Annotated in this window: 15 protein-coding genes; 5 read left to right on the plus strand and 10 right to left on the minus strand. The window is 54.7% G+C overall.

Translation table 11 applies throughout. The features are described 5' to 3' along the window. The first annotated feature begins 143 nt into the window (after positions 1 to 143). The 5 genes from CRO33_RS10440 to CRO33_RS10460 all read left to right on the plus strand — a co-directional run bounded on the left by CRO33_RS10440 (position 144) and on the right by CRO33_RS10460 (position 4455). A complete protein-coding gene (locus CRO33_RS10440; RefSeq protein ID WP_097118103.1) occupies positions 144 to 1466 on the plus strand; it encodes a methyl-accepting chemotaxis protein in 1323 nt (440 codons plus the stop codon). Between the two features lie 102 nt (positions 1467 to 1568). Further along, entirely contained in the window at positions 1569 to 2792 is a 1224-nt protein-coding gene (locus CRO33_RS10445) for a SpoIIE family protein phosphatase (protein WP_034828500.1), read from the plus strand. Between the two features lie 10 nt (positions 2793 to 2802). Beyond that, positions 2803 to 3354, plus strand: coding sequence for a SiaB family protein kinase (locus tag CRO33_RS10450; protein ID WP_097118104.1), 552 nt, complete (start codon positions 2803 to 2805; stop codon positions 3352 to 3354). Positions 3355 to 3361: 7 nt separating this feature from the next. After that, a complete protein-coding gene (locus CRO33_RS10455) occupies positions 3362 to 3748 on the plus strand; it encodes a DUF1987 domain-containing protein (protein WP_034828496.1) in 387 nt (128 codons plus the stop codon). Continuing rightward, complete coding sequence (locus CRO33_RS10460) at positions 3745 to 4455, plus strand: GGDEF domain-containing protein (RefSeq protein WP_080748190.1); 711 nt, start codon at positions 3745 to 3747, stop codon at positions 4453 to 4455. The genes CRO33_RS10455 and CRO33_RS10460 overlap by 4 nt, the downstream gene beginning before the upstream one ends. Before the next feature lie 100 nt (positions 4456 to 4555). Here the strand turns inward: CRO33_RS10460 and mrdA are convergent, their stop codons facing one another. The 10 genes from mrdA to prfC form a co-directional block, all read right to left on the minus strand. Further along, positions 4556 to 6433: a penicillin-binding protein 2 gene (gene mrdA, locus CRO33_RS10465; RefSeq protein WP_097118105.1), complete on the minus strand. Its 1878-nt coding sequence runs from the start codon at positions 6431 to 6433 to the stop codon at positions 4556 to 4558. 286 nt (positions 6434 to 6719) lie between these two features. Beyond that, positions 6720 to 7433 carry a purine-nucleoside phosphorylase gene (gene deoD / locus CRO33_RS24590; protein ID WP_034828492.1) on the minus strand — a complete coding sequence of 238 codons (714 nt, stop codon included), beginning with the start codon at positions 7431 to 7433 and terminating at the stop codon, positions 6720 to 6722. Between the two features lie 33 nt (positions 7434 to 7466). Beyond that, the gene (gene deoB, locus CRO33_RS24595) at positions 7467 to 8690 is read right to left on the minus strand and encodes a phosphopentomutase (RefSeq protein ID WP_034828490.1); all 1224 of its coding nucleotides are present in this window, start codon (positions 8688 to 8690) and stop codon (positions 7467 to 7469) included. 91 nt (positions 8691 to 8781) lie between these two features. After that, positions 8782 to 10104 carry a thymidine phosphorylase gene (gene deoA / locus CRO33_RS10475; RefSeq protein ID WP_097118106.1) on the minus strand — a complete coding sequence of 441 codons (1323 nt, stop codon included), beginning with the start codon at positions 10102 to 10104 and terminating at the stop codon, positions 8782 to 8784. Between the two features lie 79 nt (positions 10105 to 10183). Beyond that, positions 10184 to 10963, minus strand: a complete 780-nt coding sequence (gene deoC / locus CRO33_RS10480; RefSeq protein WP_097118107.1) for a deoxyribose-phosphate aldolase — start codon at positions 10961 to 10963, stop codon at positions 10184 to 10186. Positions 10964 to 11253: 290 nt separating this feature from the next. Continuing rightward, positions 11254 to 12030 carry a TatD family hydrolase gene (locus CRO33_RS10485; protein ID WP_097118108.1) on the minus strand — a complete coding sequence of 259 codons (777 nt, stop codon included), beginning with the start codon at positions 12028 to 12030 and terminating at the stop codon, positions 11254 to 11256. Then, positions 12027 to 13079, minus strand: a complete 1053-nt coding sequence (locus tag CRO33_RS10490; protein WP_058959207.1) for a patatin-like phospholipase family protein — start codon at positions 13077 to 13079, stop codon at positions 12027 to 12029. The genes CRO33_RS10485 and CRO33_RS10490 overlap by 4 nt, the downstream gene beginning before the upstream one ends. 178 nt (positions 13080 to 13257) lie before the next feature. Then, the gene (locus CRO33_RS10495) at positions 13258 to 13419 is read right to left on the minus strand and encodes a DUF1328 domain-containing protein (RefSeq protein ID WP_007893192.1); all 162 of its coding nucleotides are present in this window, start codon (positions 13417 to 13419) and stop codon (positions 13258 to 13260) included. Between the two features lie 95 nt (positions 13420 to 13514). Then, on the minus strand, positions 13515 to 14102 hold the full coding sequence (osmY, locus tag CRO33_RS10500) for a molecular chaperone OsmY (protein ID WP_097118109.1): 588 nt from the start codon (positions 14100 to 14102) through the stop codon (positions 13515 to 13517). A gap of 257 nt (positions 14103 to 14359) precedes the next feature. Further along, positions 14360 to 15949 (minus strand): peptide chain release factor 3, encoded by a 1590-nt coding sequence (gene prfC / locus CRO33_RS10505; protein WP_058959205.1) that lies wholly within the window; start codon positions 15947 to 15949, stop codon positions 14360 to 14362. Between the last annotated feature and the right edge of the window lie 188 nt (positions 15950 to 16137).

The following is a 16137-nucleotide window of genomic DNA, read 5'->3' on the forward strand; positions in this document are numbered from 1 at the left end:
AAAAATCCGCTGACTGCTGGCTTTTACAGCAACCTTCAGACCATCCGGTAAAAAATTTCTGCAACTACCAACTTTAGTGGTGAATTTTTAACCGCACCCGCCGATAACCGATGTGACAACAAATTCCAATTATAAGGTCCACCATGTTTAGCACTATTACATCGGGAATAATGTCACGCCTGGCGTGGCAGAAGCGCGCTCGCAGCAGCGCCACGCTCAGCTCGTTGCAGGAGGCGATTGCAATGGTTGAGTTTACGCCGGAAGGCCACATTCTCGCCGCCAATGAACTGTTTCTGGAGCGCATGGGATACACGCTGAAGGAAATTGCCGGCCAGCATCACAGCATGTTCTGTACGGCTGATTTAGTCCAATCCCCGCAGTATCGCGATTTCTGGCGCCGCCTGAACCGGGGCGAAGGCTTCAGCGATAAATTCCTGCGCGTTGCCAAGCACAGCCGTCCCATCTGGCTGGAGGCTAACTATGTGCCGGTGCAGGATCGCAGCGGCCGGGTGATTAAAATCGTTAAGCTGGCGAGCGACATCACCGCACGGATTATTGATGCGCAAGAGCAGCGCGCCATGACCACCGCCATTGAACGTTCGATGGCGGTCATCGCTTTTAACCTCAAAGGCGAAGTGCTGATGACCAATGACAATTTCCTCAAAACCATGGGTTATCGCAGCGATGAGGTGATTGGCGTCCATCACAGTCAGTTCTGCCCGCCGCAGATGCGCAACAGTGACGAGTATCGCCGCTTCTGGCACAAGCTGAATCAGGGTGAATTTATCTCCGGTCAGTTTGAGCGCGTGAACAAGCTGGGTCGCACCGTGTGGCTACGTGCCACCTATAACCCGGTGTTTAACGAAGCCGGCGAACTGTACAAAGTGGTGAAATTCGCCACCGATGTGACTGCACAGGTGGAGAAGAACCATCTGGAGCGCGAGGCGGCACAACAGGCGTATCAAACGGCGCTGCAAACCAGCGAAAGCACGCGCCTCGGTGCCACGGTGATTGAAAACAGTGTGCAAACCATCAATGAGCTGGCGGGCGAACTGCACGGTATTTCCGGCGATATCAGTAACCTCAGCGAATCCTCAGACCGCATTGGTGCGATTGTCGAGAGCATTCGCCGCATCGCCGATCAGACCAATCTGCTGGCACTCAATGCAGCAGTGGAAGCCGCACGTGCTGGCCAGCACGGTCGCAGCTTTGCTGTGGTGGCTAACGAGGTGCGCACGCTGGCGGCAAACATCAACCGCGCCACCACCGAGATCGAGAATATGGTGCAACATAACCACACTCTCGCCGAAAAAGCGTTAAAAGGCATCGAATCGAACCTGAAACGTGCCGATCATGGCGTCGTGTTAGCCAAAGAAGCGGGTGGCGTGATCTCTGAGATTCGCGGCAGCTCCAGCGAAGTGGTGCGCGCCATCAGTCATGTGGCTGAGGCCTTGAAAGAAGAGTAATTTTTCCTGCTTTCTCTTCTTCTATTGCACTGCTGTGACATAAAACTGTCATGGCAGTGCAGTAATCTAGGATAAATCCTAATCAATGCCAGAATAATTCTTATGCAGCTGCCTGATTTACGCGCAGGATTAAACTCCCTGTCGAGCCGTTCCCGTGCGCGTTCGCTGTGCATTGAGGTGCCGTTTGTCAGTCCAGCCATGGACAACACAGCGGTCATGGCTCTGTTTACTGAACACAAAGATTTGATCGGTTTGCCAGTGATCGAGAACGGTACGCCATTCGGCATGATTAACCGCCATATCTTCCTGTCACAGATGACGCGTCCCTTCTTCCGCGAACTCTATGACCGCAAAAGCTGTATCGCTTTTATGGACAAAGAGCCGCTGGTGATTGATGCCGATACCGAGTTGGATCAGGTGGCGCATCAGGTGGTGGCAACCGGTGATAAATCGGTCACCGACGGATTTATTCTGACCGAACAAGGCCGCTATATCGGCATCGGTTTGGGGATCGATTTGATCCGCACCGTCTCCGATTTGCAGGCGCAACAGCATCAACAAATTTTGCAAAGTATCGATTATGCGCGCGTGATTCAGGACGCGATGCTTGATCGCTCAAAACAGCAAATGGCCCAGCAGCTCAATGACTGGTGCCTGCACTGGCAGCCGCGCGATGGCGTGGGCGGCGACTATTATGCATTCCATCAGGATGAACACGGCTGGCTGGCATTGATTGCCGACTGCACCGGCCATGGCATTCCGGGTGCCTTTATGACGGTGATCCTGCAATCCGCGCTGGAAAACGCGCTGCAGAAAAACCGTCGGGCACCGTCCGATCTGCTGCAATCACTGAATCGTCATATTAAACAAACCCTTGGGCAGCTCAATGCCACGCAGCAAACGTCGCTCTCCAATGACGGCTGTGATGCTATCGCGCTACGCCTTGATACTCACCAACATCAACTCAGCTGGGCCAGCGCACGCATGCATGCGCTGTTACATCCGGCCGCTGGCGAAGCGGAATCGCTCAAGGCCGATCGCGTCGGTGTGGGTTACACCGATACGCCGCAGGATTACATCTGGCCGGAACATCAACGCACGCTGCATCCCGGCGATATGTTGTTGGTGATGACCGATGGCGTGACCGATCAGCCCGGCGGTGAACGCCATATTATGTTTGGCAAAAAGCGCATTCAGACGCTGGTAACACAATATCAAACCCTGCCGATGGACGAGTTGTCAGCGACCTTTGAGCGGGAATTTCTCAACTGGCAAGGCAACCAGCCGCGACGCGATGACGTCACCTGGTTTGGCTTCCGTTATTAATGAGCACCTTATGAACTCAGGTTCAACCCTTAGCCGCGTACCGCCAGAAAGCGTTGCACTGCACTATACTGGCTTCTTCTCGCCGCAGAACATCACCGCCATGGGCGAGGTGATTAAGGTCTTTCTGGAGAACCAGCAGGCACCGGTGAAAGTGCGCCGCCGCTTGTTCTCCAGCTTTGTTGAAATCGTACAGAATATCCTGCGTTATTCGCAGGATAGCCGCGTCATGAACCACGCCGAGCAGGATTTTCGCTTCGGCACCGTTACGCTGCGCGTAGATGGCGACACCTACGTGCTGGAAAGCAGCAATCAGGTCGATGAAGTCGCCTGTGAGCAGCTGCGTTACTGGCTGGATTTGCTGCGTACCATGAGCAATGAAGAGATCAAACAAGCATACCGCGTAGGTCTGCGAGCTGAGAGCCCTGCCACAAGCAAAGGGGCCAACATAGGATTACTGACACTTGCCCGTGATGTCAGTGAACCGCTGGAGTATGAACTGCGTCCGCTGGAGTCCAGTGGTTACGCCACGTTTTGGCTCAAAGCCACCATTCACCAGGATTGAATTGTTTATGCAAAACCTTGTTATTGCTGCCACAGAAAGCACTCCCGAGGTCAATTTTGACTTCGAAAGCGGTCAGTTTTCCCTGCGTGGAGAATCCTGGCCGGAAAACGCCGCCGCCTTCTACCGTCCGTTGCTGGATGCGCTGGAAAGCTGGCAACCCGCACAAAGCGGCCAGATCGAAGCCAATATCGCCCTGCGCTATTTCAACAGCTCCAGCACCAAAATGCTGTTCAGCCTGTTTGATCTGTTCAATCAGCTGGCGCAGAAAGGCCAGAAGGTTGAACTCAACTGGTTCTTTGATGAAGAAGATGATGTGTCTGAAGAGTTCGGCCAGGAACTGGCGCTGGACTTTACCGATCTGCAGGTGAATCTGCGAGCGGAAATGGCCTCATGATGGACCTGAATGAGCTGTTTCGCGAAGAGAGCGAGGTGCTAACGCGCGCTCAGGATGTTGCGGCTCAGACCTCGCTCAGTGCAGACGATTATCGTAATGCGTTGCTGAACGTTAATCGCCACTATCAGCGCCTGATGCGCGAGACCTATCGCATGATCTCGCGCAGTGACCGTGCTGAACGCGAGCTGAACCGCGTCAATGAGCAGCTGCATCAACTGGCTCAGGAGCTGGAATACAAAGCCAGCCACGACCCACTCACTGCTGTCTGGAACCGCGGTGCCATCATTCAGCGTATTACGAATACGTTGAGCAATGGCCCGGCGGCGCTGATCATTCTCGATATCGACCACTTCAAGAAGATCAACGATGAGTTCGGACATCCGATGGGCGATAAGGTGATTTGCGGCCTGGTGTCGCGTATTCAGACGCACTGTCCGGAAGATGCCAGCATTGGTCGTATTGGCGGTGAAGAGTTTACCGTGCTGCTGCCGCACTACCGTTTATCGGACGCGGTGATTGTCGCGGGCGCGATTCACGCCTCCCTGAACGCCTCGCCACTGGCGGTGCTGCCGGGTCAGTTAGTAACGGCCAGCCTCGGCGTGAGCTACGGCAAACCGGGTTCTGATTTCGAAACCCTGTATAACAATGCTGATGCCGCGCTATATGATGCGAAAAACCACGGTCGCAACCGGGTTTTCTTCCGCTAGAAGAGCCTTGTCGCGACAGCTTTATAGCGCAGAGATCAGCATTACCGCTCAGGATCGCGCGATAAATCGCACCGCGACGTTGGGTGCGATCTCGCGCAAATTAATTTTTCTGCGCCGTTTCTACCGGCGGCTCAGACGGTGGCGGCAGGAAGATGTGATCGAGAATATTGCGCATCAACGGTGCTGCCGTCACCCCTTCACTTCCCCCGTTTTCCAGAATCAACGCCACTGCGACTTTCGGATCATTAAACGGTGCGAACGCGGTATAGAAGATGTGGTCACGCAGGCGCGTCGGGATCATTTTCGCGTTGTAGACCTGGTTCTGCTTCAGACTGAACACCTGAGACGTCCCCGACTTCGCCGCAATGCCGTAAGGCGCGGTGTGGAAATACTTATAACCGGTGCCGTTCGGTACATTGGCCATACCGAACATCGCGTGACGCACCAGCGACCAATACGGTGATTTTGGATCGCCAATTTGCGGTTGCGGCAATTTAGGTTGATAAAGCTGTTGTTCCTTACCACGCTGCGATTTTTCCAGCAGGTGCGGATTAATCACCCGGCCATTATTGAGCAGTGCCACCAGCGCTTTCAACATCTGAATCGGCGTCGCAATCCAGTAACCCTGCCCAATTCCCACCGACACCGTATCGCCCTGATACCATGCGTGTTTATGCACTTTCTGCTTCCACTCACGACTAGGCAGCAATCCTGAATACTCTTCATTAAGATCGATGCCGGTGGGTTTGCCGTAGCCAAACTGGCTCAGCATGGTGTGAATACGATCGATGCCCATCATAAACGCCACCTGATAGAAGAAGCTGTCCGCCGACTCCTCAATCGCCTTGGTGACATCCAGCGTGCCATGCCCCGACTTTTTCCAGTCACGATATTTACGATCGGTGCCTGGCAGGGTCCAGGTCGGCGCGCCATAAATAGTAAAGCTTGGGGTGATCACCTTGGTCAGCAGCGCGGACATCGCCATATAGGGTTTAACTGTCGAGGCCGGTGGATACAGGCCTTGCGTGACACGGTTGATCAGCGGCAGATTTTTGTCCTGCAGCAACGTTTTGTAGGCTTTGTAGCTGATGCCTTTTACAAACGGATTCGGGTCATAGCTCGGCGCAGATACCATCGCCAGCACGCTGCCATCGCGCGGATCTTCAATCAGCGCCGCCGCACGCTGGCCGGCGAGCTGGCTCTTAACGTACTGCTGCAGATGCAAATCCAGCGTCAGATAGACGTTCTGGCCGGCAACCGGCGGCACTTCTTTCAGCACGCGCACAATGCGACCGTGGTTATCCACTTCCACTTCCTGATAACCGGTTTTGCCGTGCAAAATGGACTCGTAATAGCCTTCAATGCCCTGCTTACCGATGTTGTGGTCAGCAGCATAGTTTTCGCCGACGCCTTCGGCATTCAGGCGTTTGAAATCGTTATCGTTGATCTTGGAAACATAGCCCACCACATGGGCTAAATCGGCGCCATAGGGATACTCGCGGTCCTCATAGGTGTCGATAGCCACGCCGGTGAAACGGAACTGATTGACGGAGAAGCGCGCCACCTGCTCATCGGTGAGTTCTGCTTTTAGCTCGACCGGCTTATAGCGGCTGTTCTGTTTGAGTTCGTGCTCGAAGGTTTCAATTTCTTCCGGCGTCAGGTCGACAATGGGCGTCAGCTGCTTCAGCGTTTCCTGCATATTGTCGATTTTGTAAGGCGTCACGAGGATGTCGTACCAGGTGACGTTACGCACCAGCGGAATACCGTTGCGATCGTAGATCAACCCTCGCGTCGGCGCGATGGGGATCATTTTGATGTCGTTTTCGTTGGACCGCGTCTGGTAATAGCTGTGCTGATCCACCTGCAGACGATACAGGTTAACGCCAAGGATAATGAAACAGATGACGACCAGAGCAAAAGCGACAAGCGCACGGCGGACAAACAGTTTTTCTTCAGCTTCGAAATTACGGAAATTCATCAGGGGGGCTTAGTCTCTTTGTTATCACGCTAATGATAAGCAGAGATGGCTTTAGAGCCAGCACGAAGATGCACAAGCCTGGGTAAAAGTGTGTCAGATGTTTACGAGGAGAGGTTCAGGTCGCCCTGAGTGGTATCGATGATTCCGAGCGGTGAGTAACGAGGTGGTGATAAATGGCAGGGTTCATTTCGCGCGAAGAAGAACAAGGTCGCCACCCATGACGACCCTGTGCGCTGTTGGGTTTCGTCAGGTGCGCGTTGAAGCGCACCGAACAAAACAGACGGGATTAATCCCCCAGCAGCACCGACTCCAGCGCGATCTTGATCATATCGTTGAAGGTGGTCTGTCGCTCAGCCGCCGTGGTCTGCTCGTGCGTGCGGATGTGATCCGACACGGTGCAGATGGTCAGCGCTTTAGCACCGAACTCCGCCGCCACACCGTAAATACCGGCCGCTTCCATTTCCACGCCCAGAATGCCGTATTTCTCCATCACATCGAACATCTGCGGATCTGGTGTGTAGAACAGGTCAGCAGAGAAGATATTGCCAACGCGTGCGTCCACACCCAGCGCTTTGGCGGCATCAACCGCGTTACGCACCATGTCGAAGTCAGCAATCGCCGCAAAATCGTGATCCTTGAAACGCATACGGTTCACTTTGGAATCGGTGCAAGCACCCAGACCAATCACCACGTCACGCAGTTTCACATCGGCACGCACCGCGCCGCAGGAACCGACACGGATGATTTTCTTCACGCCGAAATCGGTGATCAGCTCTTTGGTGTAGATCGAGCAGGATGGTATACCCATACCGTGGCCCATGACCGAAATCTTACGGCCTTTGTACGTCCCGGTGTAACCCAGCATGCCGCGCACGTTGTTCACTTCAACCGCATCTTCCAGGAAGGTTTCTGCGATGTGCTTAGCGCGCAGCGGATCGCCCGGCATCAGCACCACGTCCGCGAAGTCACCCATTTCTGCATTAATATGAGGCGTTGCCATGGTTATTTTCCTTTTTAAAATTGGTGGGCTGTTTTACAGCAGGCTTTTGCCGTAGTCCATGCTGGACAGGCCAAAATACTTCGCAATGGTCTGGCCGATATCCGCAAAGGTATCGCGATAACCCAGCGATCCTGGCTTCACTTTTGGACCGTAAATCAAAATCGGGATGTGCTCGCGCGTGTGCTCGGTGCCCTTCCAGCTTGGGTCACAACCGTGGTCGGCGGTAAGGATCAGAATATCACCCTCTTTCACCAGCGCCATCAGCTCCGGCAAACGACGGTCGAAGAACTCTAAACCCCCCGCATATCCGGCGATATCGCGACGATGGCCCCAGGTGGAGTCAAAATCAACGAAGTTGGTGAAGACAATGGAATTGTCCGGCGCCTTTTTCATCTGCTCGATGGTGGCGTTAAACAGTGCATCCAGCCCGGTGGCTTTCACTTTCTGAGTGATGCCCTGCTCGGCGTAGATATCCGCAATTTTACCCACGGAGATCACTTCGCCGCCCTTCTCGTCCACCAGCTTTTTCAGCATGGTTGGCGCAGGAGGTTCCACGGCGAGATCGTGACGGTTGCCGGTACGCTCAAAGTTGCCCGCTTTGTCGCCGACAAACGGACGCGCAATTACACGGCCGATGTTGTAGCCACCGTTGGTCAGTTCTTCACGCGCGATTTCGCACAGTTCGTACAGACGATCCAGACCAAAGGTCTCTTCGTGACAGGCAATCTGGAACACCGAGTCCGCCGAGGTGTAGAAAATCGGCTTGCCGGACTTCATGTGCTCTTCGCCCAGTTGGTCGAGGATCACCGTACCGGACGAATGGCAGTTACCAAGATAACCCGGCAAATCGGCGCGTTTTACCAGCACGTCGAGCAGCTCCTGCGGGAAGCTGTTCTCTTTGTCGCTGAAGTAGCCCCAGTCAAACAGTACCGGCACGCCGGCGATTTCCCAGTGGCCTGACGGCGTATCTTTACCGGATGACAGCTCGCTGGCGTAAGCGTAGGCACCAATGATTTCAGCATTGGCGTCGAGGCCCGGCGGAAAGCGGCCGGTAGAGAGTTCAGCCGCTTTACCCAGACCGAGCGCGGTCAGGTTGGGCAGATGCAGCGGGCCTTCGCGACCTTCATTGGCGCGGCCTTCGAAGCACGCTTCGGCGATATGGCCGAGCGTATCCGATCCTTCATCACCGAATTTATCGGCGTCTTTGCTGGAGCCGATCCCGAAGGAGTCGAGAACCATAATAAAAGCACGTTTCATGCAAGTCTCCTGCGCAATGGCGCGATGACAAGTCAAAAAAAAGCGATCAGATCAGTATACCCGAATGGCCGCTGCCTGGCACGAAGAAGCGTTACTCGCTGACGCGGCGATAGACCACCGGCGTTTCCGCAGGCGCGCTATCACTCAACGTGATAGCTGCTTTGACCGCTTCCGCAGCCTGCTGCCACTGCGCTTCCGACGCGGCATGAATCACCGCCAGCGGGCGCTGTGCATCAACCTGCGTGCCGAGCGTGGTCATGTCACTTAAGCCCACGCTGTAATCAATGCTGTCGCTGGCACGCTGACGCCCCCCACCCAGCGACACCACTGCCATGCCCAGCGCACGGGTATCCATGGCGCTGACAATCCCGGCGCGATCGGCATACACCGCTTTGCTCAGGGTCGGGGCAGGCAGATAGCTGTCCATCCGCTCGATGAAATCCACCGGACCATTCTGCGCCGCCACCATGCGCGCGAACACTTCCGCCGCTTTACCGTTATCCAGCACGTTCTGCAATTTCTGTCGTGCTTCGGCGTCGTTGTCGGCCAGCTTGCCGGAGATCAGCATTTCCGAGCACAGCGCCATGGTCACTTCCAGCAAGCGCGGGTTGCGCGCCTCGCCGGTGAGGAACTGCACTGCTTCGCGGACTTCCAGCGCATTACCGGCGGTGGATGCCAGCACCTGATTCATATCAGTGAGCAGCGCAGTGGTTTTGCAGCCCGCGCCGTTCGCCACGCCAACAATCGCCTGCGCCAGGTTTTCGGAAGCCTCGAAGGTCGGCATAAAAGCACCGGAACCGACTTTCACATCCATCACCAGCGCATCCAATCCTTCCGCCAGTTTCTTGGCAAGGATCGATGCGGTGATCAGCGGGATCGAGTCAACGGTAGCGGTGATATCACGCGTGGCGTATAAACGTTTATCGGCGGGGGCCAGTGAGTTGGTCTGGCCGATAATCGCGATACCGACATCCTTGATGATCTGGCGGAAACGATCGTCGCTCGGGAAGATATCGAAACCGGGGATCGCTTCCAGCTTATCCAGCGTGCCGCCGGTGTGGCCGAGGCCGCGCCCGGAGATCATCGGGACATAACCGCCACATGCTGCCACCATCGGGCCGAGCATCAGCGAAGTCACATCGCCCACGCCGCCGGTGGAGTGCTTATCAACAATCGGGCCGTTGAGGTTCAACGACTTCCAGTTGAGCACCGAGCCGGAATCGCGCATCGCCATGGTCAGCGCCACGCGCTCTTCAAGATTCATATCGTGGAAGTAGATGGTCATTGCCAGCGCGGCAATCTGACCTTCTGATACGCTGTTGTCGCGCACGCCATTGATAAAGAAACGGATCTCCGCTTCGCTCAGTGGCTGGCCGTCGCGTTTTTTTCGAATAATTTCTTGTGGCAGGAACAAGGTTGCCTCCCCGGGAGATTGCTGTGAAATGCACCAAACATTATTTGGGTCGCCATTGATGGCGACCCTGAGGCTGGGATCAGTAGCCCGCTTTGCTGGTCGCTGTCGCGTGGCCCAGCGTATTCAGCAGGCTCGCCAGCAGGCTTGAAGCACCAAAGCGGAAGTGGCGCGCATCCGCCCAGCCTTCGCCCAGAATGTCATCCGCCAGTTTCAGATAGATCGCGGCATCTTCCGCCGTGCGCACGCCGCCCGCAGGCTTGAAGCCCACCTGCTGCTGCACGCCTTTATCGTGAATCACCTGCATCATGATCGCCGCCACTTCTGGCGTGGCGTTAACCGGCACTTTACCGGTTGAGGTTTTGATGAAATCCGCACCGGCATCGATAGCGATTTCAGAAGCGGCGCGAATCAGCGCTTCTTCTTTCAGTTCACCGGTTTCGATGATCACTTTCAGCAGCACGTTGGCAGCGGCGCAGGCTTCTTTACAGGCTTTCACCAGCGTAAAACCGATGTCGCGATTACCGGCAATCAGCGCGCGATACGGGAAGACCACATCCACTTCGTCTGCACCGTATGCAATCGCCGCACGGGTTTCTGCCAGCGCGATCTCAACGTCATCGTTGCCGTGCGGGAAGTTGGTGACCGTGGCGATGCGAATATCAGGCGTGCCCTGCTCGCGCAGTGCTTTACGTGCCGCAGGGATGAAACGTGGATAGATGCAAATGGCCGCAGTGTTACCGGCTGGCGACTTCGCCTGATGACACAGCGCGATCACCTTCTCATCGGTGTCATCGTCGTTCAGGGTGGTCAAATCCATCAGTTGCAGGGCGCGTTGTGCAGCCGCTTTAAGATCGGTCATGATGCTCTCCAAAAGGTGACCGGCAGACGACGCCCACCGGATAATGTGATAATTCTAACAAACCACACCTGAATGAATTGCGCTTCATGTCACATGAAAAAGAAAATTCGTCATATGAATACAATTATTTAGTGATTTAAATCACAAATAACCGCCAGCACACCCGTTTCAGGCGCAATACAGATTGTGAATATTATCACAAAAAAGAGCAGAAAAGGGTAATGCCGATTTTATTACTGTAGCCAATACCCGCCAAAACCGCGGGAAATCCAGATTGTGTCGGGAGGAGGTCAGGCAGGCAGGGCAAACACGCGCAGGCTGTTCTGCCACAGCGTATCAGCAATGATATCGGGCGATTCACTGCGCAACTGACACAGCACATCAAACACGTTACGCGCGCGCTCAGGACGGTTGGGCTGCCCCTGATAACCCTGCAACGGCATATCAGGCGCATCGGTTTCCAGTAACAGTGAGGTGAGCGGCAGATTAGCAATAGTGTTGCGGGTTTTACTGGCGCGTTCATAGGTGATGGTGCCGCCCACGCCGATCGCATAGCCAAGCTGGATAAAACGTTCCGCCTGCTGCTGGCTGCCAGCAAAACCGTGTACCACGCCACGGCGCGGTAAATCATGGCGACGCAAATGCAGCGCCAGCTGATCGTGGGTGCGACGTGAATGCAGGATCACAGGCAAATCGTATTTTTTCGCCAGTTTAAGCTGTGCATCCAGTAATCGCGTCTGCTTATCAAATTGCGCGTCCTGCATATACAGATCGAGGCCAATCTCGCCGATCGCCACGCGTTTACTATCAGGCGTTTTCAACCACTGTTCCAGCTGATCCAGATGCGCATCCTGATGCTCGGCAATATTGATCGGATGCAGCCCTAATGCGGCATACAGCGCCACGTGCTGTTGCGCCAACTGGCTGACCAGTGCAAAGCGGCTGGCATCGACGCTCGGCACAATAATGCGTTCCACACCCGACTGCGCCGCACGGGCGATGCTGCCTGCGGCGTCATCGACAAAAGGCGGGAAATCGAAATGGCAGTGGGTGTCGATAAATCTCATGCCAGCGATCCTGCATCAAAATCGGCATCATTATCCGCCAGCGGCGGCGTATGCACGGCGCGATTGTCTGGTGCATTCGCCACGGCGGCAGGTGGTGTCACGGTAGTCTGGCGCAGGAACGGTTCGGCATCGCTCAGCCATTGACCTAGCGTCGCGAGGAAATAGCGGCCGCTGCGGCGTCCTAAATGGTAATCCTGATTCAGTGAAGCCAAACGGCTGCCCAGCGCCATACTCGCCAGCGGTTTCGGCGGGTAAATTTCAATGATGCGCAGGTCGTCTGGCGGCTGTTCGATAAACTGCTGAATCTCACGATAGCTCTCTTCATGGTGATGCAGGATGTTGATCATCGGCTGCAGTGCGCTGTCACCCAGCCAGCGCTCCATACGTTTGAACCATTTAGGCGTGTAAGACATTTGTGATGGCACGGTGCGGATCACCACAATGGTATCGGCACCGCGTCGTGCCGCTTCACGCACCGGAATGGCATCGCTAATGCCGCCATCCAGATAGTTCACCCCATCCATCAGTACGCCGCTGCGATAGAACCCCGGAATGGCGCTGGAAGCTTTGATCACGTCATGCCAGTTCAGGCTGGTAGGATTGAAATATTCGGCACGATAATCGTCACCGCGACAGGCGCACATATAGAACTCGCTGCCTTTGGCAAACAGCCCTTCGGCGGTGCTCAGCGACAAGGGAAATTCTTGTTTGGTGATGTCGATCAGCCAGTCGAGATCGATAAGATGGCCACCGCGCACAAAGCGCAACGGATCAAAAAACAGTTTGCTGGTGGTATAACGCGTGATGACGCGGCGCGCGTAGCCCGGTTGGGCGCAAACAAACGCAGACAGGTTTTGTGCTCCTGCGGAGGTGCCCAGCATCAATTGAAACGGGTTAAAACCGGCACGTTGAAACTCATCCAGCACGCCTGCGGTGAAGATGCCGCGTTGACCGCCGCCTTCGCAGACCAGGGCAATTTTTTTGGATTTAAATGGGGTGAGCGCCAGGGGCTCAAAGGTGTCCAGTGACACCGGGATGCGTATTCCCAATGGATGTCCCTCAGTTTTCCTGCTCTGAGGGAGCCGCTGACGGCAGCATCCCGGAGAACCAGTCATTGTCATTCCCTGACCTATTGCATCGTGCAATCGGTGCGGCTAACTATTATGCCGCAAATGACTGGTCTCCGCTTTAGTGACTCGCGGGTTAGCGTTGTGTTAACGCAATCGGTCAGGGTCGTTTACGCCCGGTAAACAGGCTTACGAGGAACAGAATAATACCGACAATGAAGACAATTTTAGCTGCCCATGCTGCCGTACCCGCCAGACCGCCGAAACCTAACGCTGCAGCAATCAGAGCGATGACGAGAAAGATAATACCCCAACGAAACATAAGCCTCTCCTTACCGTAGTGAAAATCGAACTGCTTATTCATACAACATTGTTTTTATTACGAAACGGCACCGAAACAGTGCCGCTTCGCTCGCGTTAAGATTTCACCTTCAGGTCATTCTTCACGCTTTTGACGCCTTCAATGGCTTTGGCGATTTTCTCAGCACGATCGGACTGTGCCTGGTTCGCCACTTCTCCTGATAACTGCACCACGCCATCGGTGGTTTCCACCTTCACGTTGCGCGATGGCACAATGTCATCTGCTAAAAGCTTAGCTTTGATTTCACTGGTGGTTGCGGTATCCCCCGCATAACCTTTCAGTGTGGTCTCTTTGCTGTCTTTAACGTGCAGTTTGTCACTGACGGATTTCACACCCTCAACTTTTTGCACCAGCGCCACGGCTTTTTCCGCCTGATCCTGCGAAGCGACAAAGCCGCTCAGCGTGACCACGCCCTGATGCGTTTTTACTGAGATATCCGTACTTTTAATCGCTTCATCATCCACCAGCGCCGCTTTGGCTTTAGCAGTGATGCCGCTGTCATCCATAAAACCATCGACTTTTTTCATAGAACTATCGATTTTAGAACCCGTGCTGCTGGTGTCCGCAGCGAAGGCTGCGCCGCCCAACAGAGCAGTGGTAGCCAGAGCGGCAATCAGGGTTTTAGCAATCTTAGTCTTATTCATCGATATCATCCTTCTATCAGTTAACTCACTCGCAACTGCGAATGCGCCAGCAACAAACGGCGTTGCTGCATTCATAGACGTAATGAAACCAGAGGTCTCTTTTCTCGTCCGACAGGATAATCATAGTAGGGATTACAGGTTTTGCTGGCTTTTGTGGTTGATATCTCGCCAAAAAGCGATAAACGCAGCGCAATTAGGAGGAGTCTGTAGGATAAAAATAGGGCCAGTAAAATCACTGGCCCTGTTGTGATGCGGGATTAATGCTCGCGCGTTTTGCGGAACTTCACGTCAGGATAGCGTTCCTGCGTGATGTTGAGGTTTACCATAGTTGGGGCGATGTAAGTGAGGTTATCACCGCCATCCAGCGCCAGGTTCACTTCGTTTTTGCGTTGGAAATCGTCGAATTTCTTCGCATCGCTGCACTCCACCCAACGGGCGGTTGAGACGTTGATGGCTTCATATATCGCTTCGACGTTGTATTCGCTTTTCAGACGCGCCACGACCACTTCGAACTGCAGCACACCAACCGCACCCACAATCAGATCGTTGTTGTGGACCGGACGGAACACCTGCACCGCGCCCTCTTCCGACAGCTGAACCAGACCTTTCAGCAGCTGTTTCTGCTTCAGCGGATCGCGCAGACGGATACGACGGAACAGTTCCGGCGCGAAGTTCGGAATACCGGTGAACTTCATGTTTTCACCCTGGGTAAAGGTGTCGCCGATTTGAATGGTGCCGTGGTTGTGCAAGCCGATGATATCGCCAGGGAAAGCTTCTTCTACGTGCGAACGGTCGCCGGCCATGAAGGTCAACGCATCCGAAATCACCACGTCTTTGCCAGTACGCACCTGGCGCAGCTTCATGCCTTTCTCGTACTTGCCAGAAACCACACGCATGAAGGCAACACGGTCACGGTGTTTCGGATCCATATTCGCCTGGATCTTAAACACGAAGCCGCTGAATTTCTCCTCGCTGGATTCCACCAGACGCGCATCGGTTTTACGTGGCATCGGCGTCGGTGCCCAGGCCACTAAGCCATCGAGCATATGATCGACGCCGAAGTTACCCAGTGCGGTGCCGAAGAACACCGGGGTAATTTCACCGCTCAGGAACAGCTCCTGATCGAACTCGTGGGACGCGCCCTGTACCAGTTCCAGCTCATCACGCAGTTGTTGTGCCAGGTCTTCACCCACCGCCGCGTCGAGATCCGGGTTCGCCAGACCTTTGACAATGCGCACATCCTGAATGGTATGGCCCTTACCGGTTTGATACAGGTAAGTTTCATCTTTGTAGAGGTGATACACGCCCTTGAACAGCTTACCGCAGCCAATCGGCCAGGTGATTGGCGCGCAGGCAATCTTCAGCTCGCTCTCAACTTCATCCAGCAGTTCCATCGGATCGCGGATGTCACGGTCAAGTTTGTTCATAAAGGTGATGATCGGCGTATCGCGCAGACGGGTCACTTCCATCAGCTTACGGGTACGATCTTCAACACCTTTCGCGGCATCGATCACCATCAAACAGCAGTCAACCGCCGTCAGCGTACGGTAGGTATCTTCAGAGAAGTCTTCGTGCCCTGGGGTATCCAGCAGGTTCACCAGACTGTCGCGATAGGGGAATTGCATCACCGAGGTGGTGATGGAGATACCACGTTGTTTCTCCATCTCCATCCAGTCAGATTTAGCATGCTGGCTGGAGCCGCGGCCTTTGACGGTACCGGCGGTTTGGATCGCCTGCCCGAACAGCAGCACTTTTTCGGTAATGGTGGTTTTACCGGCATCCGGGTGCGAGATGATCGCAAACGTACGGCGGCGCGCCACTTCATCTAAAAAGGAAGCAATAGACATGTGTGAATTCTTCTTCAAGGGCAACGCGCGGGCGGCGCGCTGCGAATAAATCGTTCCGGGCAAAGCCGGGGGATAACGGAACCCATGGTGACGCAGTGGTGTCAGTTCACAGCAAGATGTGCGCGATCTACATTGGCGGCAGTCCGGTTATCCAGTCAGCATTAAGGCGGCATAGCATACAATATTTC

This window comes from Pantoea sp. GL120224-02 (genome assembly GCF_900215395.1).
Taxonomy (GTDB): Bacteria; Pseudomonadota; Gammaproteobacteria; order Enterobacterales; family Enterobacteriaceae; genus Pantoea; species Pantoea communis.